This is a genomic window from Blastopirellula marina (genome assembly GCF_002967765.1).
Taxonomy (GTDB): domain Bacteria; phylum Planctomycetota; class Planctomycetia; order Pirellulales; family Pirellulaceae; genus Bremerella; species Bremerella marina_A.
This window is the reverse complement of record NZ_PUHY01000010.1, coordinates 191,520-215,985: the sequence shown is the minus strand read 5'-3', so window position 1 is coordinate 215,985 and position 24,466 is coordinate 191,520. Positions and strand designations below refer to the sequence as shown.

26 protein-coding genes are annotated in these 24,466 nt (G+C 56.0%); 4 read left to right on the top strand and 22 right to left on the bottom strand.

Going from position 1 to position 24,466, the window contains the following annotated elements:
• Positions 1 to 17: 17 nt before the first annotated feature.
• From C5Y83_RS11905 to nadC, 12 genes are all read right to left on the bottom strand, one after another.
• Entirely contained in the window at positions 18 to 524 is a 507-nt protein-coding gene (locus C5Y83_RS11905) for a tetratricopeptide repeat protein (protein WP_158262329.1), read from the bottom strand.
• Between the two features lie 20 nt (positions 525 to 544).
• Complete coding sequence (locus C5Y83_RS11900) at positions 545 to 2,740, bottom strand: hypothetical protein (protein ID WP_105329961.1); 2,196 nt, start codon at positions 2,738 to 2,740, stop codon at positions 545 to 547.
• Between the two features lie 25 nt (positions 2,741 to 2,765).
• Positions 2,766 to 3,428: a hypothetical protein gene (locus C5Y83_RS11895; protein ID WP_105329960.1), complete on the bottom strand. Its 663-nt coding sequence runs from the start codon at positions 3,426 to 3,428 to the stop codon at positions 2,766 to 2,768.
• A 61-nt stretch (positions 3,429 to 3,489) separates the two neighbouring features.
• Positions 3,490 to 4,038, bottom strand: coding sequence for a type 4a pilus biogenesis protein PilO (pilO, locus tag C5Y83_RS11890; protein ID WP_105329959.1), 549 nt, complete (start codon positions 4,036 to 4,038; stop codon positions 3,490 to 3,492).
• Positions 4,035 to 4,763, bottom strand: coding sequence for a PilN domain-containing protein (locus tag C5Y83_RS11885; RefSeq protein ID WP_105329958.1), 729 nt, complete (start codon positions 4,761 to 4,763; stop codon positions 4,035 to 4,037). Before C5Y83_RS11885 ends, pilO begins: the two co-directional genes overlap by 4 nt.
• Entirely contained in the window at positions 4,760 to 5,833 is a 1,074-nt protein-coding gene (gene pilM / locus C5Y83_RS11880) for a pilus assembly protein PilM (protein WP_105329957.1), read from the bottom strand. Before pilM ends, C5Y83_RS11885 begins: the two co-directional genes overlap by 4 nt.
• 65 nt (positions 5,834 to 5,898) lie before the next feature.
• Positions 5,899 to 6,537 (bottom strand): Tfp pilus assembly protein FimT/FimU, encoded by a 639-nt coding sequence (locus C5Y83_RS11875; RefSeq protein ID WP_105329956.1) that lies wholly within the window; start codon positions 6,535 to 6,537, stop codon positions 5,899 to 5,901.
• Between the two features lies 1 nt (position 6,538).
• Entirely contained in the window at positions 6,539 to 6,781 is a 243-nt protein-coding gene (locus tag C5Y83_RS11870; protein ID WP_105329955.1) for a hypothetical protein, read from the bottom strand.
• A 21-nt stretch (positions 6,782 to 6,802) separates the two neighbouring features.
• Entirely contained in the window at positions 6,803 to 9,001 is a 2,199-nt protein-coding gene (locus C5Y83_RS11865) for a LamG domain-containing protein (RefSeq protein ID WP_105329954.1), read from the bottom strand.
• A 2-nt stretch (positions 9,002 to 9,003) separates the two neighbouring features.
• Entirely contained in the window at positions 9,004 to 9,795 is a 792-nt protein-coding gene (locus C5Y83_RS11860; RefSeq protein WP_105329953.1) for a hypothetical protein, read from the bottom strand.
• Entirely contained in the window at positions 9,788 to 10,405 is a 618-nt protein-coding gene (locus C5Y83_RS11855) for a prepilin-type N-terminal cleavage/methylation domain-containing protein (protein WP_105329952.1), read from the bottom strand. Before C5Y83_RS11855 ends, C5Y83_RS11860 begins: the two co-directional genes overlap by 8 nt.
• Positions 10,406 to 10,609: 204 nt before the next feature.
• Complete coding sequence (gene nadC, locus C5Y83_RS11850) at positions 10,610 to 11,578, bottom strand: carboxylating nicotinate-nucleotide diphosphorylase (RefSeq protein ID WP_233207198.1); 969 nt, start codon at positions 11,576 to 11,578, stop codon at positions 10,610 to 10,612.
• A gap of 64 nt (positions 11,579 to 11,642) precedes the next feature.
• Here nadC and C5Y83_RS11845 point away from each other — a divergent pair, with 64 nt between their 5' ends.
• The gene (locus tag C5Y83_RS11845; RefSeq protein ID WP_199195030.1) at positions 11,643 to 12,074 is read left to right on the top strand and encodes a ComEA family DNA-binding protein; all 432 of its coding nucleotides are present in this window, start codon (positions 11,643 to 11,645) and stop codon (positions 12,072 to 12,074) included.
• 7 nt (positions 12,075 to 12,081) lie between these two features.
• Here the strand turns inward: C5Y83_RS11845 and C5Y83_RS11840 are convergent, their stop codons facing one another.
• Complete coding sequence (locus tag C5Y83_RS11840; protein WP_105329951.1) at positions 12,082 to 13,005, bottom strand: hypothetical protein; 924 nt, start codon at positions 13,003 to 13,005, stop codon at positions 12,082 to 12,084.
• 285 nt (positions 13,006 to 13,290) lie between these two features.
• On the opposite strand from C5Y83_RS11840, the gene C5Y83_RS11835 reads away from it, so the two are divergent.
• Together C5Y83_RS11835 and C5Y83_RS11830 are read left to right on the top strand one after the other, a co-directional pair.
• Positions 13,291 to 13,650 (top strand): hypothetical protein, encoded by a 360-nt coding sequence (locus tag C5Y83_RS11835; protein ID WP_105329950.1) that lies wholly within the window; start codon positions 13,291 to 13,293, stop codon positions 13,648 to 13,650.
• Positions 13,651 to 13,687: 37 nt separating this feature from the next.
• Positions 13,688 to 14,041: a hypothetical protein gene (locus C5Y83_RS11830; RefSeq protein ID WP_105329949.1), complete on the top strand. Its 354-nt coding sequence runs from the start codon at positions 13,688 to 13,690 to the stop codon at positions 14,039 to 14,041.
• A gap of 137 nt (positions 14,042 to 14,178) precedes the next feature.
• Here C5Y83_RS11830 and C5Y83_RS11825 read toward each other — a convergent pair whose 3' ends face one another.
• The 3 genes from C5Y83_RS11825 to C5Y83_RS11815 all read right to left on the bottom strand — a co-directional run bounded on the left by C5Y83_RS11825 (position 14,179) and on the right by C5Y83_RS11815 (position 16,409).
• On the bottom strand, positions 14,179 to 14,625 hold the full coding sequence (locus tag C5Y83_RS11825) for a hypothetical protein (protein WP_105329948.1): 447 nt from the start codon (positions 14,623 to 14,625) through the stop codon (positions 14,179 to 14,181).
• Positions 14,626 to 14,790: 165 nt separating this feature from the next.
• Entirely contained in the window at positions 14,791 to 15,045 is a 255-nt protein-coding gene (gene rpsU, locus C5Y83_RS30170; RefSeq protein WP_105329947.1) for a 30S ribosomal protein S21, read from the bottom strand.
• Positions 15,046 to 15,152: 107 nt separating this feature from the next.
• Positions 15,153 to 16,409 carry a PQQ-binding-like beta-propeller repeat protein gene (locus C5Y83_RS11815; protein ID WP_105329946.1) on the bottom strand — a complete coding sequence of 419 codons (1,257 nt, stop codon included), beginning with the start codon at positions 16,407 to 16,409 and terminating at the stop codon, positions 15,153 to 15,155.
• 405 nt (positions 16,410 to 16,814) lie between these two features.
• Here C5Y83_RS11815 and C5Y83_RS11810 point away from each other — a divergent pair, with 405 nt between their 5' ends.
• Positions 16,815 to 18,500: an ABC1 kinase family protein gene (locus C5Y83_RS11810; protein ID WP_105329945.1), complete on the top strand. Its 1,686-nt coding sequence runs from the start codon at positions 16,815 to 16,817 to the stop codon at positions 18,498 to 18,500.
• Between the two features lie 15 nt (positions 18,501 to 18,515).
• Here C5Y83_RS11810 and C5Y83_RS11805 read toward each other — a convergent pair whose 3' ends face one another.
• From C5Y83_RS11805 to C5Y83_RS11780, 6 genes are all read right to left on the bottom strand, one after another.
• On the bottom strand, positions 18,516 to 18,701 hold the full coding sequence (locus C5Y83_RS11805) for a hypothetical protein (RefSeq protein WP_105329944.1): 186 nt from the start codon (positions 18,699 to 18,701) through the stop codon (positions 18,516 to 18,518).
• Positions 18,702 to 18,964: 263 nt separating this feature from the next.
• On the bottom strand, positions 18,965 to 20,161 hold the full coding sequence (locus C5Y83_RS11800; RefSeq protein WP_105330763.1) for a type II secretion system F family protein: 1,197 nt from the start codon (positions 20,159 to 20,161) through the stop codon (positions 18,965 to 18,967).
• Between the two features lie 50 nt (positions 20,162 to 20,211).
• Positions 20,212 to 21,939 (bottom strand): GspE/PulE family protein, encoded by a 1,728-nt coding sequence (locus C5Y83_RS11795; protein ID WP_233207197.1) that lies wholly within the window; start codon positions 21,937 to 21,939, stop codon positions 20,212 to 20,214.
• A 20-nt stretch (positions 21,940 to 21,959) separates the two neighbouring features.
• Positions 21,960 to 22,286: an STAS domain-containing protein gene (locus C5Y83_RS11790; protein ID WP_105329943.1), complete on the bottom strand. Its 327-nt coding sequence runs from the start codon at positions 22,284 to 22,286 to the stop codon at positions 21,960 to 21,962.
• An 18-nt stretch (positions 22,287 to 22,304) separates the two neighbouring features.
• The gene (locus C5Y83_RS11785; protein ID WP_105329942.1) at positions 22,305 to 22,709 is read right to left on the bottom strand and encodes a response regulator; all 405 of its coding nucleotides are present in this window, start codon (positions 22,707 to 22,709) and stop codon (positions 22,305 to 22,307) included.
• 40 nt (positions 22,710 to 22,749) lie between these two features.
• Positions 22,750 to 24,246, bottom strand: a complete 1,497-nt coding sequence (locus C5Y83_RS11780; protein WP_105329941.1) for a sensor histidine kinase — start codon at positions 24,244 to 24,246, stop codon at positions 22,750 to 22,752.
• Between the last annotated feature and the right edge of the window lie 220 nt (positions 24,247 to 24,466).

The window sequence follows — 24,466 nt, the reverse complement described above, 5'->3', positions numbered from 1 at the left end:
GTGTTGCCCTGCCGTTCTTAACGCAGCATGCTGCCGGCGGCTGGTTCGGGGAGTTGGCTCATTTGGATCACGTTGCTATGGGGCGAGAGTTCGGCGGCTCGTTGGAAGGCGACCAGCGCGCTGGTTGTGTCGCCGGAGAATTCCAAGGCCATCGCATGCAGGTGATGTAAGTTGGCATCGGCTGGGTTCTTTTCGACCAGCTTCTGATAGATCGCCGCGGCGGCGGGATACTGGTTTTGGGCCATGCAGACTTCGGCCCGCAGCAGTTGCACTTCTTTCGCATCGGGATTGGTCTTGGCCAAGTCGTCGAGCACGCGATTGCAGTCGTCGTAGCGGCCATCGCTGAGCATGGCCGCGGCGGCTTGCAGATGAGCTTCTTGATGGCGATGCTCGACCAGACGCTTGATCTCTTCCTTCCGCTCGCGCTGCTGCTTGCCAGGATCGAACAAGGCTTCCTTCATCGCTGGCGACATCGCACAGCCAAGCAGCGGGCAAATCAAGGCCAGGAGAATCAAGGTTCGCATACGGATGATTTTCGCTGGGGCTATTGGGCTTCGATTCGCGGATTGATCACATGTTTCGGCGGGGGAATCACCATCCGCTCGACCGGCGGCAACTGCTCGACCTGGTTGATATGCCATGGCGACACTTCCACGCCATGCGGATGCTGCCATGGGTACAGACCCTCTTTCAAGTGCGAGTGAACCGTGCGATCCCCCAGCCCGGTCTGGCTGACGATGGTCTCTCGTAGGTTGACCGCTTCGAGATTCAAATCGTCGTAGTGGATCGCCAGGTTGACGTATCGCAGCGCGGAGACCGCGTCGCCAGTCGCCCAGGCCGACGTGGCCAAACGGTAGTAGTTCCGTCCGATATGTCGCTTGCTCAGCGGGCTCATCTTGTCGGCGCTATATTCATGCTGAATCTCGAACAGCTCGCGCGCGTTCTCGCCATCTTGAGGAATCTGACTCGGGTCGACAATTCGCGGCGTGATCAAAACGATCAGTTCTTCTCGTTCCAGCTCTTCTTTCTTCTGGCGAAACAATACCCCGACGCCAGGCAAGCTGCCCAGAAGTGGGATCTGACTTCCCTTCTTCGACTGGCCACTCTTAATCAGACCACCAATCACCACAGTGCGTCCGTCGGGGCACATGATGTTGGTGGTTACCTGGGTGACATCCTTATCGGGAATGGTCAGGCCTTCCTCGACACGCACATCGCCGGTTGAGATTTCGGGGTGAACTTCCAGCCGCACCATGCCGTCGTTGGTAATGAACGGACGAATACGAAGCTGCGTACCGACTTCCAGAAACTCAACCGTTTGCGTGGCGGCACTCTCGGTAACGGTCGTGCTGATGTAACCTTTTTGTTGACCGATCAGAATCTCGGCTCGCTGCTTGTTCAAAACCAACAACTGCGGAGCCGCAATCACGTTGGTTTCGCCCACCGTTTCCAGGGCGTCGACAAATAGGGAGAGATTCGCATCGAGATAGCCCAGCTTCAGGCCGCCCGAGGTCAGGTCCAACGACGTGACGTTGTTCAGCGGAAAGCCAGAGACAAGGCGGATGTTGTCGTTGTTTCGCAAGGCTTCGAAGCTGACGCCCATATCGAGGGCATCGTCCAGCTTGACGCTCATGATCATCGCTTCGATCGCGACTTGCAGTGGGCGACAATCGATCTCGAGGATCGCTTTGTCGATCTTTTTGAGGACCTGTTCGTAGTCGCGGACGAACACCGTTTCCAAGCCGGCGTAATCGTCCGAACCAGAGCTGCTGGAATCAGCCGCGATGCCCGTCTTTGTTGGGGCCGAGATGCTGATCATCCCGACTGTTTCGCTCAGCATCGGCGTGATCAGCTTCTGCACGTCTTCCGCGCGGATGTATTTGAGTTTATAGATGCGCGTACCCAGCTGATCACTCAAGCGATCCATGCTTTGCATGTCGGAAGGAGTGCCAACATAGATGAAGCCATCCTCTTCCTGCATGACGAAGCCAGTCGAACGTAAGATCGCCGCGAGTGCCGTGCGGACGTCGACTTTGGTGAGCGAAGCGGAGACCTGACCTTGCACGTTCTGGCTGGGCAGGATGTTGAGTTGGCCATGTTCGCTGAGCATCTCCAAGACTTCGCGAATATCGCTGTCTTGGATCACGATGGTCAACTTGTCGTCCCCTTCGTCCGGAATGATCCGTGGCTGCGAAGAAGAACGTGGCGTGTCGATCGTTTCTGCCGAGCGTGCTGGGATGGGATCGAGCGGTGGAGCAGTGGGCTGACTGTTCTCGGGCACCGCTGGTTGTGGCGGCTGAAAGTTGGCGGCCGCCGGTTGTTCGTTCTGAGCTTTATGCGTGGCGACTTCCTTGACGGTATCGAACGCTTTGTTGAGCAGATCCCACTGACGATCGTTTTGCGAGCTGCCTCCCTTGTCCATGGTGAACTGCTGCGAGAAGGGAGGTTCCATCCGGACTTGAATGGCCGAGGTCGCTTCCGTGCTAACCGGGGAAACGGCAACCGGAGTGTGGGTTGCTTCGACGACTGTCGGCGGAGAAGGTGCGGCCGATTCAGGCTTCGCTGCGGGCAATGCGGATTCGACGGAAAGAGTCGCCTCGGGCTGATCGACCGGCGCAGCTTGAGCCAGGAAAGCAGGCAATTGCCACTGCGAGAGATCGCACGACTCTAGGAAGACGGCCAGGCCGATTCCGCCTAGCGTGCTTACCAGTAGCAGCGAAATGATCAGGAGTTTTCTCATTCGACTTCCGTGTCGATCGCGGAGCTCAGTTGTCTGACGAAATCATCGTTCCGTTTCGCATGACCATTCGTTGGCCCGACTTCGGTGCGTTGTGTTCCAGGTGCAACTCGTAGGTCTGGTTGGTTCCCTGTAAGAGAACGCCCCAGTGTTTGACGGCGACCACGGTGTAGTGCAACTCCCCTTCCGGGGCGGCGACCTGGTCTCCGACGTGATAGTTTTGATTGTTGATCCGTGCGATCGGAACCCGTCCGCCAACAATCACCGACGTGATACTCAACCCGGCCGTCTCGGGCGAAACGTCCGGAATGGGCGCAGCTTCTGGCGGGGTGTCGATTGCCGTCAACTGCGTTTCCACAGGTTGTTCGGGGTAAAACGGATCGAACGTGATCGAGCGAAGCATGCCGGATTGCATCGCGGGATCTTCACTAATTCGCCGGGCGATGGTTCGCCAGTTCATCTTGCTCGAGGTCGCTGCATTGGATGCCGCAGTGCTATCAGTCTGGGTAGGCTGTGCCACGACGATCGATTCACTTTCGGAGCTTGCGGAGTCCGAAATGCCAATCCAACCCTTGATCAAGGGGAACCAAAACCACACGGCTACCACCAACAAGCCACCCAGAACCGCGGCTTTGGCTGGGTTCCGTTTGACTTCACGTGTCAGCTGATGGGAAAGTTGTTGTACGTTCACCGTTTTGAAGAGACGCCAAGGCGGCTCATCTTTCGTATTATCGGCCTGTGGAATAGTCTTCCTAATGCGAATCTTTTACCGGAACGATAAAAGCTGCGAATTCCATCTCACAGTTCAACTCATGCTTCTGCTGGTCACTGGGTGCTAGCTCGATTCGCTCGAGCCACAGCTTGTAAGGCAACGCTTCGATCTGACAGATCAGCGTGTGAATCTCCTGAAAGGTCCCCCGACACCCGAGCTGGACGGGAATCCGCTCGACTGCTTGCATGGTTTGCACCTGGCCTGGATCGAGACGCAGGGCGTCGGTGCCTGCCTGGCGTGCTTCCCGCGAGACCTTCCCCAGCAGCTGGCTCAAATGCAGGTTCGAGTTGGTGACTTCACCCCATTTCGAGGTGACCTTTTCAATCTCGCGACACTCCGTTTTGTGGGCTTCGATTTGTGCGAGTAAGGTTTCTTCCTGGTAGAGGGTGGCTTGCTGCGATGCTAGCTCCTCTTCGGCGGCGACAATACTTCGGTGCAGCGGCAGGTAAACCAGCATGACGAAGGCAACCAACACGCCGAGACAGGCGACGACCAGGGGAGTCGAACTTTTGGGAAGGGACAACTTCATCGCACGCCTCCTCGGTTTTCGACGGTTTCTAAGGCTTGCACCACCGTGGGGCTGAAGTCTTCGAAGTGACCACGCTTGATGTTGATGTGAGCCGTGAAGTTAGAGAACTCACGCCCGTCGACATCCATTTGCGGATCGATCGATTCGATCTTGGCGGCATCGACCAAAGGAGACTCGTGCAAGGCGGCCAGGAAGGTGTACAGCAGCGAGGTGTCCTCCGTGGTTCCCTCCAACTCGACCGTGCAAATCCGCCCCTTGTTATCGGCGATCAGTTGCTTCAAGTCGATTTCCAGCGGGCTTCCTTGCGGGGGCTGATCGGACGACTTCTCCGATCGTTGTCGCGAGGAAGAACTAACCGGCTGCGTATGCGTCAGTTCGATCCGCTTGATGGTGATTTCGCTGGGCAGTGGATTGGTGATCTGCGCCAAGATCTGCGACTTCGGGTAGCGATGATCGAGGAACGTCAGCAGGCGAGCATGATGCCGTTTTTGAATGACCTCGTTTCGGGTTCGTTCCACTTCCTGTTGCAGCTGGGCGATTCGCTCGTGCTGAGCTTTGAGCGTGGCTAGCTGCGACCGAACGTGGTGCAGCTTGAACAATTCGTACAGCGAAACTACCGCTAGCAAGGCGACTAATAGCGAGAAGACTAGCAGTCGCGGAATCTTGACGCTGCTGCTGCGTCGCTTCTCGCGGAACCTTTTGGGAAGGAATTCGATCTCGTTCATGCTTCCTTCGCACCTCCCAGTTGCCGCGCTGCCAAGCCGATCGCAACGTCCCACTGGCCATGTCGGCCGAAGACCTGCGGGGCCTCGTACAGGCGAAGAGGATCACCCAATTCGGTTTCGATGCTGGTCACTCGTTCCAGTTCCGAGCGAAGCGATTCCGTTGCCTCGCCACCGCAAAGCACAATTCGCATCAGCGGACGACCCCGGAAGGTCACGCTATGGTAGCGGATGCACATCGAAAGCTCTTGGTGCAAACGTTCCAGTTCGTCCCGCATTGCGTTGAGCACACTTCGTTCGACTTCAGGCATCTGCTGCGAGCGACGTCGATCGGCGTTGTGTCGACGCAAGTTCACGGCATCCGCCATGCTCATGTCAAGCTGGCGACTCACGGCCTCATCGAAGTGGCGACCGCCGACGTTTAAATACTTAACGAATAGAATCTGCGTCCCTTCGGCGATGATCACTGCCGTGTTGCTGTAACCAACGTGCACGTAAAGAACACGATCTTGTTCGTCCGATTCGCGGCGATATTGCTTGGTGAAAGCCCGCAGGATGGCCATCGGTTCGACATCGACCGAGACGGGACGAAAGCCACTCTTCTCGCACATCTCGAGCAAAGCTTCTAAGCGTGGGCGGAAGCAGGCCATGATAATCACTTCGCGGAGGGTTTGTTCCCCCTGACGAAGATCAGACGATTCGACAAAGCGAATCTCAGCGTCGAGCATCGAATAAGGAATCCGATCGGCCGCTTCCTGCTGGACGACGTTGGCGAGCGCTTTGGGTTCGTTTTTGTTGACGCGGATGTTATGCAGAAACAAATCGCGTTGGTGGACGCAGAGAATCGCATCGTGGCCGCGGAAGTTCCTCGATACACGAGCTCGCTGCAGCGTCTTGCCGAGCATGTCGAGATAGGCGTCGAAGTCTTGCTCTGGCGAAGCTCCGTCAGGCAGATCAATCGAGACCGCTTCCTGGATCGATGCGTAATCTTTCGAAAACTGCACCATCTTGATGCTTTTCGAGCCGATGTCGATGCCAATCGGTGTGTAACGGAAGAACGGTAAACGGATCATAAAACAGTTCGCGATTGCCCTGGCGTGTCGGTCGCAACGCACCAGGGAAATTCGGGCGAAGCGACTTATGTACCGGTTGGATCCGCAGGCATTAAGGGGGCTGCGGTCGTGAAATCGCCGATTTCGGTCAGCCCAGTTACCGGGTGCACGCGAATCGGCAGATAGATTTCCTTCGCCCCTGCCGTGGAGGAAAGCCAGATAAGTGTAGGTTGCGTGCGGGTGGTTTGTCCGAGTGTGCCGAATTCAATTGAATCGACCAACGTGGGCGATGTTTCATCTGTAACGATCGAAACGATTCTGACGCTGCTCCCGAGGCTGGGGAAGTCATCTGGTGAGACCGTCAGCGAGGTTGGATCGGACGATGGCTTGCGGAACGGATGATCAGGCAGATTATCGAGCGTCGGATTCACACCGCTGTGCGTCAGCACGTATTGGTTCTCAGTAAGATCAAACGTCAGTTTGTACTGCGAGCCGTTGCTGATCGCCAACGACCGCGCATAGTCGAGATCGGAAGCCAGAACCTGGGCAATGCCGGTGACCTGATCGGGCGCACTGGCTCCGATCTGAGGAATGACAACGGCCGCCAAGATTCCCAGCACGGCAATCGTAATCAAGACCTCGATCAGCGTGTAACCCGCGCGGCGCGCGGAGCGGCCTGCAGGTTGGAACGTACGGGGCTTTCTTGCAGTGATGGACGTGATCATGTTACCGATCGGAAACGACCTGGACTTTCAGCTTGCCTGACTTGAGCATGGCGTTCTGTTCGCGGAGCAGCTGATTCGACTCGGTCAGCAGACGGATCATCGATTCACGCTGTTGCACAGGATTGGCGAACGGCTGCTTGACTTCCGGAGGGGCGGCATCGCTGTGCGAGTACCACCAGCCGGCGGCCAGACAAAGGACGTTGAATGCGATCAGAAGTTGCCAGCTTTTGCGTGAGGTTTCCATGTTGAATCCTTGGTAAGAGGGTTACGTGCCGCCGTTGTCTTTCCAGCGAACCAGTTCCCAGACCAGGCCTTCGTCGCCATCGCCGACCTGGTAGATCGGCTGGCTGAGATCGAGCCACTGGTACGTGGGTGGAGTGTCGGGAAGTCCGATTGTAAACCGTTTGTGCAGTTTTCCCGAGGTCGATTGGTCCAGCCACGTGACGAAGTTCTCGGTCGTGGTCTCGCCTTTGATATTCAAGAAGTTCTGCTGGTGCGTTTCTGAATAGGAAGCGACCGACTGCCAGCTTTCGCATGCTTGCAGATCGAAAATCTCGGCAAACACGGGCCCTTCGATCTGGACATAGGAATTAGAGTCACCGGTGGAGGCTTCCATGGCCCCGAATGCGGCGACCGCCCCCTGGATGGTTGCTTGCACGGTATTGTCCATCTCGAAGTCGTCGCCAGCGATCACCGCGGGAAGCTGATAGATCGTTTCGTCTCCTTCTAAGGCCGGAAGATTTACGGCTTGAATGGTGACATTCCTTCCCCGAAGTTTGATCTTGCCACTTGCAGGTTGGCAAACTAACGTCCCTTCGATCGATACCGTATCACGGATATTGAGTGACCCGCTGGTGACATAGATACCCAGCGGGTTGGTAAGCACATTAGGAGCGAGCGTCGTGCTCTCGATCGAACCAGATAGGAGCTCAGCCGAATACTCCGGGCCGCCGGGATACAACCGGTAGGTCGACCCAGAGACGGCTGTGTTGGTATGACTACTCACGGAACTGGAGGAGTAGTTCACATTGCATCCGAGTTGACGGTAAAGCGTTAACGCCGTACTCAATGGGTTGTTGCCATTGGAAAGGGTGACATCGCCCGATAACGGTCGGTAGTCCCCTTCTCCCGCATTGGCGAGTCGCAGGAGATCTTCCAGCATTCGCGAGCGTGCTGGTCCTGGTGGGTTGTCGCCGATCCAGGTCAGATGATTGGCAGACGGAACCACGGTGCCGTAAACCGTCCACGAGTCTCGTTCGTATCCGTTATTGTAGAGCTTGAATTCGTTTTGGTCGGCGTCGAAGGTCAACACCACGAAGTTCCAATAATTCGTTATGAATTCGCCACTTTTAGGATACTTGTCATAGCGGGTGGTCGTGGTGATCACGCGACCAAAGGGAAAGGTTTTGCTGCCGGAAAGGTAGTTCCCTAGCATCCAGAAATTATTGCTCCAGCCGACTCCGTTACCTCGTGCGATGATCCGTCCGTACGCGTTGTCGCCTTTCAAGTTGGTTGGTAGCACCCAGGCGGCAATCGTGAAGTCGTTGTGATCGGGGAGGTCAAAATCGCCTAGATCGACTCGTCCAGAGACACCATCGAGCAAGACGGCTTTGTTGCCTCCTCCGACGTCGATACCAGGATAGACGCCTCCTTTGTAGGTGCCGTTTCGGCCACCCACCGAATCGGCCGCTGTCACCGAGTCGGAGTCCGATTCATTAAAACGCCACCAGTGACGAATGCCAGAGCGGCTAAGCGTGCTTGAAAGTGTGGAATTCGATTGGTTGCCTAATAAGGCGATCGAAAAAATCTCGTAACCGTTGAGCGCTCGATCATAGATGGCGAGCTCGTCGATGTAGCCACCGTACGGACGACAGACACGGTCCCAGTCTTCGCACAGCTCAAGCTTGCCATTGATGACCGCCGGCCCGGTAACTTGCCACGGTGCTTCTAGCACGTTGTCGCCCGTTCCGAAGCTGTAAAGAGCATTCTCGGATGCGGTGCGCCATTGACTCGGATTGGTTTGCAGTTTGCGACGCACCAACTGAACGACCGCGCGGATCGTGTATTGCGATTTAACGGCGGCGTTCACTTTGTCGAGCGCGTAGCCGGTTGAGATGACCGTGACGCGAAAAGGGAGTTCGGCGTAGTCGGGATCGTCTTCGGTAAGCCAAGGGTCACCGGTTTCGTAGCGGACGGCGTACGAGTGGTCGTTGCCCAGATTCATTGTCAATGTGCTATCGATACCACCCCAACTGCTCTTATACATCTCGCGGATGCCTGCCGATATACCCGAAATCGCGGCTTGGCGAGCATCGGCCTGACGGCCCATGTTGCGTTGGATTTCATTGGTGGTGGCCTGGACCCGCATCATCGAATATGACAAGGCCAGCGTCACGGTCAACAACGCGAGCACGATCACCACGGCGAATCCTCGCCGATTCGAATTTTGCAAACGTCGTGACATGGTTACTCCGTAATCTGATAGTAAATAGCGGAGGAACCAAAAAAGGGATCTGCTCGGTCCTGCAACGTGTCGTGGAGTTCCACGTTCGAGTCGGGGACCAGCTGAAATTCGAAGCGGCACCAAACTTGTCGTAAGCCTGACTGGGACGAGTAGATGCTCGTTGCCCAGTTCAAGCTTTCCCAGTCAACGTTGCCACTACGTGCGTCGACGATTGCGTCGTCGGTCGGGGTGATGCGTGTTTGAAAGCGGAGCGTTCCGTAGTAGTTCGCACCCAGCTTGCCGGCGCGCATCAAGTCGGTGATTTCGACCACATCCGAATTAGGATCCGCAATGAGAGTCCGCACGAGTGTTCGCCACGCGCTGGAGGATGCCAACGCCGGAGCCGCGCTGGCATCGCTGTCGTTAGTAATCTCTAACAAACGATTGGGCGAGTCAGGATCGCATGCGAAGATCGTCAATTGGTTGACCAGAGGGTACGTGTTGGTCGGTTCGATGCTGGGGGTCCAAATGGCGATTGCTTGAGGAAAGTCGTAGGTTCCGCTGAAATAATCGATTGTCGTCAAACCAGGAAACGCCTCGGTGGCATGGGCCTGATGAATGGCCTGTTCGATTCGCAGCAGGACGACGCGGGCATGTTGACCGATCTGGTTCTTTTCTTGCGCATACGCGTTAGCCATCTGCACCGAAACAGCCAGCGTGCCGAATCCAACACAGAGGATGCCCATCACGGCGCTGGCAACGAGAAGTTCGGCCAGCGTCAGACCTGTCTTTCGAGTTGCGTGTCGTTTAATCATGGGCCGGTATGTACGAGATAATACGTTCGCGCTGGACCACTTCGCGCCAGGTATCGTCGAGGTTCTGTCGATAAACGCGGCAAATGATCACACGGTAATTGGTGGGATTATTGTCGGCCAATTGGGTCGCGTGATCGGTTTCGCTGACATACGCCACCTCCACTTCACACCGCCAGTTGGTCAACTTGCTACTACTGGGGCGGAAGGCATCTGGCAAGACATCTCCGCTTGAATCGGTGGACGAAAGCATCGCCCCGGCGATATTGACTGGCGGGGTCGCGACGTAGTTGTTGTAGTCGTCGGTGTCGTCAAATTTTGAGCGACCCGGTGCGGCTAATTCGTCCGCGGATGCGCTTAGCGAGTTTTGATAAGGCGAGCCGCGGAGGGCTGGATCAACCCAGTTTTGCCCTTGAATCTCATCCAGCATTTGCCGAGCGATGCCATCGGCCACGATGACTTCTTCCTGCTCGACAACCGATTCCAGCGTGGCTTCAACCCCCAGCAGCAATACGCTGCCGGCGATCGCGACGATTGTCATCGCCACGACAGCCTCCATCAAGGAGAAGCCTTGATGCAACGAGAGCGTCGGTTGGTGGGAGCGGCTGAGCATGCTTCAATTCGGTCGATTGCGACGTCACAACGCCTGCGAAAATCGCCCTGCGCCAAGTGGCAAGGCACCGATTGAAACATAGGTTCGTGCTTAAATCCGCCCGGAACCGATCGAGATTTGAAATCAAAAAGCGCAAGATCTACCGGGGGGAACGTTGCGGGAATGCAACAACCGGCAAAATCGGAACCTCACAAGACGACTTCGCTACACGACCCAGTCGTAACCGAGGTCCACGTTGACCGCCGAATGGGTCAACGCACCGACGCTGATTCGGTCGACGCCGGTCTGCGCGATGGGACCAATCGTGTCCAGATTCACGCCGCCCGAGGCTTCCAACTGGACGCCCGGTGCGAGCTCGTTGCGCATCGCAACCGCTGCGGAGAGAGTGACGCAGTCCATGTTGTCGAGCAGGACAATGTCAGGCTGGCTCGGTAAGACTTCGCGCAGCTGCTCGAGCCGATCGACTTCGATTTCGATAATTCGCTTCTGCCCGGAAACTTCGCCAAGTTGGTCGATCAAAAACTGGCGAACCACGGGAACGAGATCACCCAGGTGCGCTTGCTTGCCGGTCGATTCGATATACCACGCCAGGTGGTTGTCTTTCAGCATCACCGCCTCATACAGGCCCGTGCGGTGATTGGTTCCGCCGCCGCACTGCACGGCGTACTTCTCTAAGCGTCGCCAACCAGGCGTTGTCTTGCGGGTGTCGTAGACCTTGGCCTCGGTCCCCTGCACTTTCTCGACGTAGGTTCGCGTCAGCGTGGCAACTCCGACCAGACGCCCCAGGAAGTTCAGCACGATCCGCTCCGTCGTAAGCAAGTCGCGGACACTTCCCTCCAGCGTGATCAGGCGATCGCCAGGTTCAATCGCGGTGCGATCTTCCACGTGGTGCGTTGCGGTAACGTCGAGTTCCAGATCTTGAATGATCAGATCAACGACCTTTCCGCCAGCAAGTACCCCTGCTTGCCGGGCTACGATGCGTACCTGGCCGGTTGCTGACTCGGGAACGATGCTCAGCGTCGACCAATCATGCTCGCGGCCTAAGTCTTCTCGCACGGCCAACGCAATCAACTGGCGGCAATCGTCTTGCAATAGATCGTCCCAGGCAACCTGGTGATATTCCTTAGGCATGGCATTCGGTGCGTTTGAGGGGGCGGCGACGGGGGCAAGCATCGAAAAAAGCTCGCCTTGGTTTCCTTCATTGTCAATAATGAAAGCTTCATCACCAAGGGGTGCCATGGGGCAACGAACGCAAAAAGATGATCCGCGAATCACCATGCGTTGGCTGCTGCGCCGAGGTGAACAGCTTTTCATCGCCCTGGCAATCGCCCTCGCGATGATCACCGGCGGGATCTATTACGCCACACTCCAGATGCGGAAGGTCGAGCTGATCGATATCGACGAAGTCCCGCTGATCGAACGGCCGTTTCTGGTCGACGTGAACGAGGCGGACTGGGCCGAGCTGGCTCAGTTGCCGGGCGTCGGCGAGACCATTGCCAAACGGATTGTCGAATCACGGCAGGCCCAAGGCCCCTTCATCGATCATTCCGATCTGCAACGTGTGCCTGGCATTGGGCCTCGTACCGTCGAGACACTGCGCGGCTATCTGGTCCCGATGCCGCAGGCGAGTTCGATCGCGGTAGACGCTCAGACCACCCCCGCCTCGTAGCTGGCGATTAACGCCGACCTACGTAGAAGCCAGGGTCGTCAATCACCCAAGGGGTCGACCAGCTCTTACCGTTGTCGAAGTTGAAGACGTTGAAGAACATGCCGCTGCAAGATTCGATCTTGTAGTTGTACGGCAAGTAGGAGGCGACCCGGTCTTGTTGCGTCAGGTTATCGGGCCCTTCGGAGATGAAGTAGTGGCAGCGTCCATCCGGGGTGAACGACATGCCGATGGTCCACCAGCCGAGTTGCTCTTCGGTGACCTTCAAGCTACGGACGTCGCCGCTAGGTGCACCACGAATAATCCACTGCGCTTCTGCCGGCTTATCACCTTTGGCGGGGCGAAATTCGAGGAAGATGCCTGGCCAATTTTCTTCGGTCTCGGTTCCGCGGTAGCTGAAAATTCCCACTCCTTTTTGCTTCGAGCGGCTGCCGATGCAGGTCGTGCGGAAACCGAAGGAGGCGGCGCCTGCGTATTGTTCCCACTTCTCGAACGGTGGCAGATAAACACGCGTCACCGCATTGGGGTACTGGCTAACCGAGTAGCGACCAGGCACGCGGCAGATGAAGTCGTCTTGGCCGAGCTCGTTGCTCACGCGATTGGGGATGTGCGATTGCAAGGTCATCATCAGCAGCGCGCCGGTGCTGCCGGGAATGCCCCCTTCGGGCGTTTCGACTCGGCGAATGTAGTCAGGATGACCGCGCTTGCTACTTTCGGCCCACAGCTTGTTCTTTGAGATGCCGCCGGGCAAACGGATATTGTTGTCTTGCTCGTGACTCGATTTGGGGTGATTGTCGGTGTAGGTCCACTCTTCATCTTCGAGATCGTCGAACCAGATTCGCTGCCCTTGACCAGGAACCGCAATCGACTGAGCCCATACCGAAACCGGGGCGAAAGATACAACAATCAGAAAGAGAGCGATGCGAATAAGCATGACACGATCGGTTTTGCTAGCAGTAGGAAGTGACAGCAGAACCCGCAAACCGGGCTGCCCCGTTACGGCTGTTATCGGCGCAGGATATGACGATCGTTCAGGAAATACAACGGGTGGACTCGATCAACTCATCACCAGGCAGCACCTCTGCGGAGGCAATCGATGGCCATCGGCGGCAACCGCTGCGGGGGGAACAAACCTGGGGCAATGGGTAGCTGTTTGTGCTAAAACAAAGCAAATAACGTTACGACACTGTCCTACGGAATAGGGAAAAGCTGGGTTTCTATGTTGCGATTGCTGCTAGCCCTGGTCATTGCATCGACTGCATTCATGCTGTCCGACATCATTGCGGTGCTGGTTTCCGAAAACTGTGTTGAGCTTACCGGCCTGACGCGCGACACGCTTTTTGGAACAACGTTTTTGGCGCTGACGTGCTTTCCGATGTTCGTTTCAGCGCGATTGGCGGGATGCGAATTCTCGATTCCTTTCGCGATGGAATTAGCGGTGGTGGGGTGCATCTCGGGCGTGGTCACCTCGATGTTTGACGACTACTGGGGGGTCCTCATGACCATGGCCATCGTTCTGGCCTACGTTTGGATCCGAAATTCGTTGTTGAGTTACTTCAGCATCGAACCCAAGTGGTAACAGACGGTTGCCCATGAAACCCAGGGAGCTCGCCGCGATGGAAGACGACCCGTACCGGGCACCAGAGTTCGCCGGAACGACGTCAGGATCGGACCAACGAGAGGTCTCTTGGCTCGGCCTCGGAATCGGCGCGATCGCGCTGGCCGCACCACCGACGCTATTGCATTTCCATCCAAGCCACCAATTCGATGGACCACTGCTGAATCTACTTTTCTATTTCACGTACTTTGTCTGCCCACCTCTGGCATGCTTCTGCGGATTCTGGGGACAGGGGGCGAAGGAACATCTGGTCGGTGTCTTGATTTTCACTCTCGCGATCATCGAGATGCTGCAAGTCGTTATCGGCCTGCTCGTCTGGTGGATCATCCCAATGAATGTCGAGGCCTTGTAGGTCAGGCTGTGCCTGACACGAAGCGGAGTGCGGTTGAACAGCGCGATTGATCGCAAGGCGGTTGGTGTCTTCCTTAGTGGCGATGGGGGTACCTGGGGCTTGTCAGGCAGTGCCTGACCTACGGGATTGTGGCTGCGTCATTTCCGTTTCTTGCCGCGAAATTTTCTTGCGCCGATGCGGCCGATGTAGCGGGTTCTTGGTTCGGATGGTTCTGCCGCTGAGACCATTTCTACATCCTGGTTGGACGGTTCTTCGGACGTTGATAGTGACGCTTCGTTGGTTCGTACTTCGCATGCCCACGCGGACGAGGGCATGGCACCCGTTTGGTTTTCTTGTTGTCCCGTTGGGGTTTGTGGTGGTGCTGTCGTGATGGGCGACTGGACTTTGGGGGGGGCGATTTTGTTGGACCGTTGTTTGAGTTCAGCGCGGTCCTTTTCGTCTTTCAGAATGACTTTCAACATCGACTGCACCATCCGTGAAGCCTGAAGTCGCAAGTTCAGGGGGGCGGTCAGGTCGAGCGCGATTTGCTTGGGGACTTCCAGGGCCGCTTGCCAGTGGTCGGCGGTGATGGTCAGTGCGTGCATGAGAAACGGTCCTCGAGTGGGAAACACAGGGAAGATTCAGCGAACGAATCTCTCGATTGAGCAATGTGTACGTATGTATACAAGTGTAGTGTTTCACGTGCGAGTATTATTTTTGACTTTCTTGAAACGAGCGACGGCGATGAGTCATGACAATCGGTGCCGAAATCAGGGCCATGGCCTTTTGCGAGCATACAACCAGTGGCGTCCCATCTTCATTTTGAGCGTGTTGGATTTGGGATGTGCTCGGCGGTTGATTTGCGCGAGTCTGCGCTTTCTTCGTTTGCGAACGCTCGGCTTCTCGTAGTAGCCGGCCCGAGATTTGTACCACGAACGAGAGAACTTCGTGGAGATTTGTTTATGGAACCTGCGCACGGCAGAGTCGATAGATTCGTTGCTTTGCAACTCGATCTTGGAGGTCACCAGCAGCGTCTTGACGGCCGACGCAGAGCCGAGAAATCAATGAGAAATCGTAAGAACGTGGTCGCCTCTGCTGCGTTCAACAGAGGCGACCTTCTTTCGGTATCAACTTACTCGCCAATCGCCCACAGGGCATCAAACGTTCGCAGATAGATGCGGCCGTTGCTGAGAACGGGCGAGGCGGCGATGGCTTCGCCGATTTCGTTTTGGGAGATGATCTTAAACTCGGGCCCGGCTTGGACAACGGTAACAATGCCGTCGCGGCCAGTTAAGTAGATCTTCCCGTCGGCATAGACCGGAGACGCACGGTGGCGGATGCGGTTGGTGCGTTCTTCGTAGATCTGCTTGCCAGATTCTTTTTCGAGTGCGATCAGGTTGCCGTTTTCGCGGCAGAGGTAGACATAGTCACCAACGATCAGCGGCGAAGGAACATCCGGCGTGACCTCGAAGGTCCAGAAGTAATCTTCCTTCTTGTCGGTGATGTCTCCCTTGCCAGTCGTCTTCACGGCGGCGGTGATGCCACGCTTGGCGGACGGAACGATCACCATGCCATCCTTTGCTACGGGCGAGGAGACAAAGCGGAGCGTCACATCGTAGCGGCCTGGAGGATGAAGCCCGCCAACGCGCCAAATCTCTTCGCCTGTTTCCAGATCGTAAGCGATCGAATAGTCGGCCCCATGGGTCAGCAGGAACTTGGCTTCCGGCCCGTCGTAGACGATTGGCGAGGCATAACTATGCTCGCATTCCTGGCGGGCATCGCTCTTGCGGGCCACGGCCCAGGCTTCCTTACCGGTCGCTTTATCGAGAGCCACCACCTTGGCTCCACCGCTATGAATCAACTGCAGGTAAAGCTTGTCGCCATGGAGAACCGGGGTCGAGGTCATCCCGAAGGCGATGTCGAAATCGCCGTAGCGTTCTTCGACGTCGAACTGCCAGATCTCTTTTCCATCGAAGTCGAAGCAACCGAGCGAACCGTTGGTAAAGAAGGCCCAGACGTACTTACCATCGGTGGAGGGAGATGGGGCGGCGGAGTTACCTTCGTCGCCACGGACTTCTCGGTTACCGCTGCTTAGCTTGCGACGCCATTTCTCTTCGCCATCGGTCCCAATGCACAGCAGGACTAAGTCGTCACCATCGACTGAGGTGACAAAGATGTGATCTTCCCACACAATTGGGGTGGCGCCGGCAGCACCTGGCATGGCCAGACGCCAAGCGACGTTTTTATCTTTGCTCCATTCGACTGGCAAGTTGATTTCGTTGCTGATCCCTTGGTTGCTCGGTCCACGCCAAGAAGGCCAGTTGTCGGCCAAGGCGGGGGACGTTAGCAGTGCCAGCAATGTGAGAAGCGTGGGCAGGATTGTTTTCATGCGAGGATATCCGTCGAGACAACGGGGGTGGGTGAAAGGATTTCCATATTATAGGGACGAATCGAAGGGAAAATCGGACGATTCGGCCCTAATAAGTGTTCCTCTTGCCTTTTTTGGCCTGAGAAGTGCGGACACAGAGAGTTTGCGGCATTATCCTAGGTCGGTCAAGTGTTTACGTAATTGCTGAAGATCGATTGGCCTAATGGCGGGTTGAATTTCTCAGATCGGCTACGTTATTGATATCGATGCGACTGCTGCGTTGTGAATTCGTGGACGTACCGGGTGGATATGCCTCCGGCTTCACGCCTGCCCCTCGCCTCAATCTCGATAGCTCGCTACCGAACCTGAGAAGCAACAGGCTGCTAAGACTAGAATAGAGGGTGAAAGACGCCTTTGAGAGGATTCATGAGACTCACCAACATTCCGCAGTTGTATCGCAACGTAAACCGCTGGACTGAGATTGTCTCGGTACTGAGTCGTTACGGACTGGCGGATTGGATTCAGCGATTCCACTTCGACTTCGCCAAGAATCTATTCAAAGACCGTGATGGCGAGCTACTGGCTCGTTACACGGGCGAAGCGCGCATTCGGATGGCGTTGGAAGATCTCGGCCCGACGTTCATCAAGCTGGGGCAAATCCTTAGCACGCGCCCTGATATTGTCGGTGTCGACCTGGCCGAAGAGCTGAAGAAGCTGCAAGCCGACGTGCCGGCCGATCCTCCGGAGAAAGTCCGCGAGTTGATCGAATCGGAACTCGGACAACCGGTCGAGCAGTTGTTTTCGACCTTTGAAGAAAAGGCGTTGGCCTCGGCTTCGATCGGACAAGTACACCTCGCGCGCTTGTTCACCGGCGAAAAAGTAGTGGTCAAAGTGCAGCACACTGGTATCGAGAAGGTGGTGCACGAAGATCTGGAGATCCTGACCGGTTTGGCCGCTTTAGCGGAGACCGTTCCTGAATTCCGCGATTACCATCCGAAGGCAACCGTCGCCGAGTTTCAGCGAGCCCTCCGACGCGAGCTCGACTTCGGCCGCGAAGAACGGAACATTCAGCAGTTCGAGGCGACGTTCGAGCGGAACGAAACGGTCCGCATTCCGACGGTGTACCCCGACTTGTGCACCCCGCGAATCTTGACGATGGAGTACATCCAAGGGATTAAGCTTTCGCAGCAAGCCGAACTGATTGAGGCTGGCATCGACCTCAGCGAAGTGGCCCGTCGTGGTGCTGAGCTGTACATGCACATGATCTTCGAGACAGGCTTCTATCACGCAGACCCGCATCCTGGCAACATTTTGCTGCTGCCGGGGGATGTGATTGGCCTGATCGACTTCGGGATGGTGGGGCGAATCGACGATCGACTGCGCGAAGATATCGAAGATCTGCTGATGGGGATTACCACCCGCGATGCCGATTTGCTATCGGCAACGATCATGCGGATCGGCTCGACACCGCCTGACTTGGACGAACGAGCCCTGCGCCGCGACGCGAACGACTACGTTTCGGACTACGCGAATCAGCAGTTGGAAGGATTGAATTTCGCCGACGCGGTCAACGAGATGTTCAAGATCGTGCGGGCGTATCGAATCCAGCTTCCGCCCCAGGTCACCATGCTGCTGAAGACGATGATGATGCTGGACGGTACCGGGCGAATGTTGACGCCGTCTTTTAGCCTGGCCGAACTGTTTGGCAAGCATCGTCGCCGGATCATGATGAAGCGTTTCTCTCCCTCGCGGCGGCTGCGTAAGTTGTGGCGAATGTATAGCGAGCTGGAACGCCTGGCCGAACAGATGCCGCGACGGATCAGCGAGATCTTAGAGTTAGTCCGCGTTGGCAAGTTCGATATTCACTTGGACCATCGTCGCTTGGAACCGTCGGTCAACCGAATGGTGCTGGGGATCATGACGGCCGCGCTGTTCATGGGATCGTCGATGATGCTTAGCTCGGACGTCCCTCCCCTGCTCTTCAAGAATGAAGGGTGGCTGCAGATGAAAGATCTGTCCATCCCGGGAGCGATCGGTCTGGTGATCAGCTTCGTCCTCGGAGCGCGGCTGGTATTGGCGATCAACCGGAGTGGGCGCTTAGACCGGGAGTGATCGTGGCGATCGACACTAAGCCGCTTTTTGCTGCGGATGAACCGGGATGGGGATCGGCACAACGGCCGGCTCAGGTTGTTTGGTGAGCGACTTGAGAACTTGTTCGATCTGTTTGTCGAGGCTGTCCAGCTCTTGCAGGACCTGATCCTGGCGGCGGCAAAGCTCGTCGACGATGTTGGCAATTCGAACCGATGTGCTCATAGGAAGAACCCTAAGTCTGTGAGTTATTCGACCGTAGAAAGATCGGACTCAGGGCAGGCGATCTGAACGAGGAAACGGGGCCACGCGTGCTGGCAGCGGGGGCGAAATGTTAAGATGTAACGATCGTAACGATTCTCCGCTGGCAGCCGATGCTGTCTTCCCCCTCAAAGGCAGCGGCCCACCCCGTTAGACCTTGCGCAGTTGGCGTGGAAGTGTGTGTGCGTTCAGCGAAATGCTGGCAGCTAGGAACAACGCCGCTGACGTTACACATTTCGGCTGAGCTGGAAGATCGGTAGGAGCAGCGACATCGCGATGCCCCCCACCACAACCCCCATCACGGCGATCATGATCGGTTCGATCAAGCTGGTGGTCGTTTTGATCGACATGTCGACGTCATGTTCGTAGTGCGTGCTCACCTTATCGAGCACATCGTCCAGGCGGCCCGTTTCTTCACCGGCGGCGATCATTTGCACAATGGTCGACGGAATAAGCTGGCTCTTCCGCAAGCATTCATGAATCTGGCTTCCAGAGGTAACCGCTTCGATGACATCTTTCCACATCTTCGAGTAGTGGCTGTTGTTGCAAACCTGAGAGGTCAATTCCAACGATTGCAGCATCGGGACATCGCTACGGACGAGTGTTCCCAAGGTGTTCAGACTTCGAGCGATGGCCACTTTGCGAATCATGGGACCAATGATCGGAAAATTAAGCTTCACGCTATCCAGGATGTTTCGGCCTGGCTCGCTACGACGGAAGATCAGAAACCCGATCAGCAGCGCAATCAACGCTGGCACCCAGTAGGGCCAATAGTTCAAAAGAAAGTCCGACGTCTTCATCATAATAATCGTAGGCGTCGGCAGCTTGATTCCCTTGCGATTGAATAGCGGCTCGAACTTAGGCAGCACGAACGTCAAAAGAAAAATGGTCACGCCCAAGGCCAGACAGATCATCACGGTTGGGTAAGCCAGCGCAGCCCGAATCTTGCCACGCGTTTCCGCTTCCTTGCGAAGATAGCGGGCGATCTTCTCGAGCATTTCGCCCATGAGACCCGTTTGTTCACTCGCACGAATCAGGGCGACGTACGTTTGGTCGAAGTATTTCGGATAGCGTGAAAGAACGAGCGAGAAGTCTTCACCCCCTTCGACATCTTTTTTCAAGTCGAGGATCAGCTTCTTGAGGGCTTCGTTCTTTTCCTGTGAAGCAATCCCGGACAAAGCAGACGACAGGTTGATACCGGTATCGACCATCACCGACAACTGGCTGGTCATGTAGATAATGTCGTTGCGTGTGATCCGCGATCCGCCGAGGGAGAATCCGAGTGAGACTTCCGGTTCGATCGAAACGACTTGCATGCCGTCGCTAGCAAGCAACGCCCGGGCTTCCTCGACGCTTTCGGCATCGATCGAGCTATCGTGAACATGGCCGAGCGAGTCTTTGGCTTGATAGGCGAATGTTTGCATGGTTTCGTTCTCGCGTGGTCCCTTTGCCATTGCTGGCAACGGAAGCGACGTTAATAGACGATATCCCCGGTGGCGTGAATGATTTCCTCGACCGTTGTGATTCCTTCTTTCACCTTGCGATAGCCGTCCAACTGCATACCGATGAGCGAGTTGTTGGCCTGAGCGATTCTTCGCATGTCGGCCAGCGAAGCGCCGTTGACGATGGCATCACGCAGTTCATCTGAAATCGTCAGCAGTTCGTGCACGCCGATACGTCCGCTGTATCCGGTATTACGGCAAGCACGACAACCGACTCCCTTGCGGAACGAATCGATTTCATAGCCCATCCGTTCCAGGGCTCGGCGAAGATTGCGATCGGGTTCGTACGATTCACTGCACTTCGGACAGATGCGACGAACGAGTCGCTGAGCGAGAACCATGTTGAGGGCGGCCCCGATCAAGTAGGGTTCGACCCCCATGTTCACTAAGCGGGTGACGGCCGATAGGGCGTTGTTGGTATGCAAGGTGCTAAGCACCAAGTGACCGGTAAGCGCGGCTTGAATTGCGGTTCGGCCCGTTTCTTCATCGCGGATTTCACCCACCATGATCACATCGGGATCTTGCCGCAATAAGGTTCGCAGAGCGACCGAGAACGTCAGGCCGACCTTTTCCTGCACTTGGAACTGGTTGATCAGCGGCAAGTGATATTCGATCGGGTCTTCAACTGTACAAACATTGTTCTCCATCGTGGCGATCTCGTTGAGCGCCGCGTAGAGTGTGGTTGACTTACCACTACCGGTCGGGCCGGTCACCAGCACGATGCCGTTAGGAGCATGCACATTGGCCGATAGACGCGTGAGAATATCTTCGGCGAAGCCCAGGTTCTTAAGAACGAGCGTGACCTTCTTGGTATCGAGAACACGAATCACCGTTTTCTCGCCACGGTTGCCGGGGAACGTGCTCACACGCAAGTCGATCTTACGAGAATCGAGCATCACGTGAACACGACCATCTTGGGGCAAACGCCGCTCGCTGATGTCGAGGCCGGCCATGATCTTAATACGGCTGCTCACGGCGTTGAGCAAATGGATGGGCACTTCCAGCGATTTGTGCAGCTTGCCGTCGATTCGATAACGTACCCGCATGCAGCGCTCGGCCGGCTCGATATGAATATCGCTCGCCCCTTCTTTCACTGCGTTGTAGACGACATAGTTGACCAGGCGAATCACGGGCGATTGGCCTGCGATTTCCTCGACGTCGCCGATGTCCTCGATCGCTTCTTCGATCAGCGTGACTTCGGTGTCGTTATTGTCTTCGATGATGTCGTCGATCACGAACACCCGCGAGTCGGGCAGGTTCGAGATCATGCGGCGGATATCTTTGGTCGATGCCGCGACGATTTGGACTTCGAGCCCCGTTTGATTCTTGATTTCTTCGATCAAGAACAAGTTCGAGAGTTCCGCCAGGGCAACGCTCAACACGCCGCGGATCTTGAACAACGGGAAGATGCTGTTTTTTTCAATGTATTCGCGAGGAAGCAAGTCGACCACTTTGGGGTCGTACAAGCGCGCTTCCAAGCGGGCATGAGGCACACCGTATTCGGTGGCCAGACACTCGATGACCTGGTCTTCTGCGCAGAAGTCAAGTTCGACCAAGATTTCGCCCAACAGCTTGCCACGACCGCGAGCTTTTTGATAAGCCAACGCTTCTTCAAGCTGCTCGACGGTGACGTAACCGCGGCGAATCAGCAGATTGCCGAGTCGCGGTGGAGCGTGCGTGGGTGTCATCATCGAGTCCATGGGCATCCTTTCATCACGGCTTAGGCGTAACTCTTAACCGCTTCGATCACGCTGTCGAACACTTCCAGCATCGAATCAAGGCGGGTGACTTCCAAGATCTTGCGATTGGCATAGTTGGTGGTCGCAATGCGGAGATCGCCTCCTTTTTCACGGAGGGTATCCTGCACGTCGAGCAATGCTTCCAGGCCGACGCTGTCGATAGTCTCGGTGCCGTCCAAGTCGACGATCAGATTCTTGCGATCGCGCGTTTCCAGGAATCCGCGCACGTTCTCCGCCTGATCCTCTCCTAATTCTTCAGGAGTGTGGACCACCATGACGTTGCCGAAAGTTTCCGTGGACAGATTCATCAGGTGTCGAATTTTCGCTTAGAAAGTGGCCACACTGGGAACGTACGTGCCGGTTTCCAACACTTCTTCAATGCACTGCACCAGGCCGCGCGGGCTGAACGGTTTGGCCAACACGGCGGCGACGTTCAGTTCGGCCGTTTCGTTATCATCGCCCGAAAGGTCGAAGCCTTTCGCGGTCAGCATGATGATTGGCAGGTCGGCGGTCGCTTCGTTTTGACGAACGGTACGACAAAGCTCGAGCCCGTCCATGCGTGGCATGTGGTAATCGGTAATCAAGATGTCAGGTCGTGCCTCTTGAATGGCTTCCCAAGCAGCTTGTCCATCTTCGACACAGGTCACATCGAAACCACTTCGTTTCAGTTTGAACTCGGCGGCGCGCAGAATGTGCATTTCGTCGTCGGCAAGAATGACTTTAGCGGACATGCGACTTTCCTCGTTATCGATGTAAGTGTGGGGGACAATCTTAGCTGTTGGCGTGTTCAATCACTTGAACCGTCGGCAAGGCGATTTGGAACGTGCTTCCCTGCCCTAATTCACTTTTCACCGTGAGGGTGCCGCCATGCACGTCCTCGACAATGTGCTTGGCCAGTGGCAGGCCAAGGCCCGTACCCGAGGCCATCTTTTGGTCTTTCTTCACGCGATAGAATTTCTCGAAGACCATTTCACAGTCTTCTGGGCTCAGACCAACGCCGGTGTCTTCCACCTCGAAGTGAACTTCGCGGTCCATCATGCGACTGCGCAAGGTGACCGTTCCGCCGTCGGGCGTGTACTTGATGGCGTTGGAAAGCAGATTGATCGCGGCTTGCAGGATCATATCGCGGTCGGCGAGCACACCCAGATACATGGGGCTCAGCTCGACGTTCAGGGTGATGTTCTTTTGTTCGGCCGTTGGTTGGACGATCGCGGATGCTTCTTCCAGAAGGTCGTTCAGCGAACGAGGCTTCTTGCTCACGCTGACGACGCCTGCTTCGATCCGGGCCAAGTTCAAGAGGTTGTCGATCAAACGTTGAAGGCGATCGGCCTGACCGCTGATCACGCCCAGGAACTCGTCTCGTGTCTCTTCGTCTTCCGCCTCGCCGTCGGCCAGGAGTTCGGTGTAGGCCTTGATTCCGGCTAAAGGAGTCTTCATTTCATGGCTAACAGCCGAGACGAATTCCGCGTTGCGGCGCTGAATGGCCTTGTAACCACTAATGTCACGCATCACAGCAACGGCTCCGAAACCGCTATCTGAGGCGCCTTCATGTTCTCCTTCCGAAACCGTGTTAACGGTGATTCGGTACCAATGCTTCTCGCCGTCAGGATCGGCCAGCTCAACTTCGGCGACCCGAGACGACTTGAGTTTACGACGACGTGTTTCATGGAGAAGTTGCACCAGGGCATCGCAGTTTAAAGATGATTCAACCGGGCTGCCTATCTGGGCGTCTTGCATACCGAGCAAGTTGACGGCGGCAGGGTTGGTTAGTGCCAGCTCGCCATACTGATTGACCATTAAAACGGGCTCAGTTAGCCCCTCGATCACCCAATTGATTTGAGCCGCACGCGATTCGGCTAAATGGATACGTACTTCGGCGCTCGCGGTGCGTTGTTGTAGTTCGAACAACTGTTCGCGATCGGAATGGATTGTCCGATAAATCTCGCGTAGGGCGGCTTTGGCCCGCGGCGAGAACTTGGAACCTTGCAGACGCTGTTGAAGACGTTCCGGCTCGAGCTCGTTTTCCGAGGCGTTGACGAAGTCTTGCAGGAGGTCGAAGAGGCGATTGGACAGCTTTTGGTAGAGGGTCGCTTTCCAGATCGACAGTCCCAATGCGACGGTTGTGCCGCCGATCGCAACCATGACAGGAAGCGAAGATCCAGCTGGAAATACGAAGTAAGCAGCGGTTGTCAAAGCCAGGATCGTGCCCAACGAGAGAGGGCAGATCCAAGCCAAGAGGCCAAACGCTCCTGGTTTGTCTGTGGTCATATCGCACGTCAATCTGCAAAGGTACTTAGCTTCGATCGAATCGCAATTCGTGTCGCTTGCATGTTCAAGGCAAGGCAACGGAAAGCGAAAAGCTAAGAAAACCTAGGTCAGATCAACCGGATGTCCATCGACCAAAGCGTTGACAGAAGGAAACCTACGGCCAGCAGTTTCCGTATAATCGTTACCAGCAAATCGATTTGGGAATCGGACCGTACGAAAG